The organism is Psychromonas sp. B3M02 (assembly GCF_003318165.1).
In the GTDB taxonomy this organism is placed as follows: Bacteria; Pseudomonadota; Gammaproteobacteria; order Enterobacterales; family Psychromonadaceae; genus Psychromonas.
Genome location: NZ_QOCB01000008.1, coordinates 1 through 2,862 on the forward strand (window position 1 = coordinate 1; position 2,862 = coordinate 2,862).

Sequence of the window (2,862 nt, forward strand, 5' to 3'; positions counted from 1 at the left end):
GCACTTACACACCTTGCCTATCAACGTTGTAGTCTCCAACGGCCCTTTAGGGAACTTAAAGTTCCAGTGAGAACTCATCTTGAGGCTCGCTTCCCGCTTAGATGCTTTCAGCGGTTATCGATTCCGAACGTAGCTACCGGGCAATGCTATTGGCATAACAACCCGAACACCAGCGGTTCGTCCACTCCGGTCCTCTCGTACTAGGAGCAGCTCCTCTCAATTCTCAAACGCCCACGGCAGATAGGGACCGAACTGTCTCACGACGTTCTAAACCCAGCTCGCGTACCACTTTAAATGGCGAACAGCCATACCCTTGGGACCGACTTCAGCCCCAGGATGTGATGAGCCGACATCGAGGTGCCAAACACCGCCGTCGATATGAACTCTTGGGCGGTATCAGCCTGTTATCCCCGGAGTACCTTTTATCCGTTGAGCGATGGCCCTTCCATTCAGAACCACCGGATCACTATGACCTACTTTCGTACCTGCTCGACGTGTCTGTCTCGCAGTTAAGCTGGCTTATACCATTGTACTAACCTCACGATGTCCGACCGTGATTAGCCAACCTTCGTACTCCTCCGTTACTCTTTGGGAGGAGACCGCCCCAGTCAAACTACCCACCAAACAGTGTCCCAAACCCCGATTCAGGGGCCATGGTTAGAACTCAAAACATACAAGGGTGGTATTTCAAGGTTGGCTCCACCGCATCTGGCGACGCGGTTTCAAAGCCTCCCACCTATCCTACACATGTAGGCTCTAAGTTCACTGCTAAGCTATAGTAAAGGTTCACGGGGTCTTTCCGTCTAGCCGCGGGTACACAGCATCTTCACTGCGATTTCAACTTCACTGAGTCTCGGGTGGAGACAGCATGGCCATCATTACGCCATTCGTGCAGGTCGGAACTTACCCGACAAGGAATTTCGCTACCTTAGGACCGTTATAGTTACGGCCGCCGTTTACCGGGGCTTCGATCAATAGCTTCGACCTAAGTCTAACCACATCAATTAACCTTCCGGCACCGGGCAGGCGTCACACCCTATACGTCATCTTACGATTTAGCAGAGTGCTGTGTTTTTAATAAACAGTTGCAGCCATCTGGTATCTTCGGCCCCCAACAGCTTAGAGAGCAAGTCTCATCACCGTCAAGGGCGTACCTTCTCCCGAAGTTACGGTACCATTTTGCCTAGTTCCTTCACCCGAGTTCTCTCAAGCGCCTTGGTATTCTCTACCTGACCACCTGTGTCGGTTTGGGGTACGATCCTCATATTTCTGAAGCTTAGAGACTTTTCCTGGAAGTATGGCATCAATGACTTCACTACCTTAGTAGCTCGACATCGCGTCTCAGTATATAGCAACCCGGATTTACCTAAGTCACCTACCTACACGCTTGAACCTGGACAACCATCGCCAGGCCCACCTAGCCTTCTCCGTCCTCCCATCGCAAAATATAAGGGTACGGGAATATTAACCCGTTTCCCATCGACTACGCCTTTCGGCCTCGCCTTAGGGGTCGACTCACCCTGCCCCGATTAACGTTGGACAGGAACCCTTGGTCTTCCGGCGGGGAGGTTTTTCACCCCCCTTATCGTTACTCATGTCAACATTCGCACTTCTGATACCTCCAGGATGGTTTACACCTTTCCCTTCGACGGCTTACAGAACGCTCCTCTACCACGCATATAAATATGCGTCCGCAGCTTCGGTGATATGTTTAGCCCCGTTAAATCTTCCGCGCAGGCCGACTCGACTAGTGAGCTATTACGCTTTCTTTAAAAGATGGCTGCTTCTAAGCCAACTTCCTAGCTGTCTAAGCCTTCCCACATCGTTTCCCACTTAACATATACTTTGGGACCTTAGCTGGCGGTCTGGGTTGTTTCCCTTTCCACGACGGACGTTAGCACCCGCCGTGTGTCTCCCATGATTGCACTTGTTGGTATTCGGAGTTTGCAAAGGGTTGGTAAGTCGGGATGACCCCCTAGCCTTAACAGTGCTCTACCCCCAACAGTGATACATGAGGCGCTACCTAAATAGCTTTCGAGGAGAACCAGCTATCTCTTGGTTTGATTGGCCTTTCACCCCCAGCCACAAGTCATCCCCTAATTTTTCAACATTAGTGGGTTCGGTCCTCCAATTGATGTTACTCAATCTTCAACCTGCTCATGGCTAGATCACCAAGTTTCGGGTCTAATCCCAGCAACTATTCGCCCAGTTAAGACTCGGTTTCCCTACGGCTCCCCTAAATGGTTAACCTTGCTACTGAAATTAAGTCGTTGACCCATTATACAAAAGGTACGCAGTCACGGAATAAATCCGCTCCTACTGCTTGTACGTACACGGTTTCAGGTTCTATTTCACTCCCCTCACAGGGGTTCTTTTCGCCTTTCCCTCACGGTACTGGTTCACTATCGGTCAATTAGGAGTATTTAGCCTTGGAGGATGGTCCCCCCATATTCAATCAGGATTTCTCGTGTCCCGACTTACTCGTTTTCACTGTAAAGAAGTTTTTGTGTACGGGACTATCACCCTGTACCGTGGCACTTTCCAGAGCCTTCCACTAACTTTTAAACAGCTTAAGGGCTGTTCCGATTTCGCTCGCCGCTACTATCGGAATCTCGGTTGATTTCTTTTCCTAAGGGTACTTAGATGTTTCAGTTCCCCTCGTTTGCTTCGCTATGCTATGTATTCACATAACGATGACACTAAGTGCCGGGTTGCCCCATTCGGAAATTCCAGGATATAACGCTTGTTATCAACTCCCCTGGACTTATCGCAGATTACCACGTCCTTCATCGCCTCTAATTGCCTAGGCATCCACCGTGCACGCTTATTCACTTAACCATACAACACCTAAACAGTGTTTGG

The 2,862-nt window shown here is 49.9% G+C and carries 1 rRNA gene; it reads right to left on the reverse strand.

The features are described from left to right. Positions 1-2,838 (reverse strand): 23S ribosomal RNA (locus tag DS885_RS00670); the annotation flags it as partial. Positions 2,839-2,862: the final 24 nt, after the last annotated feature.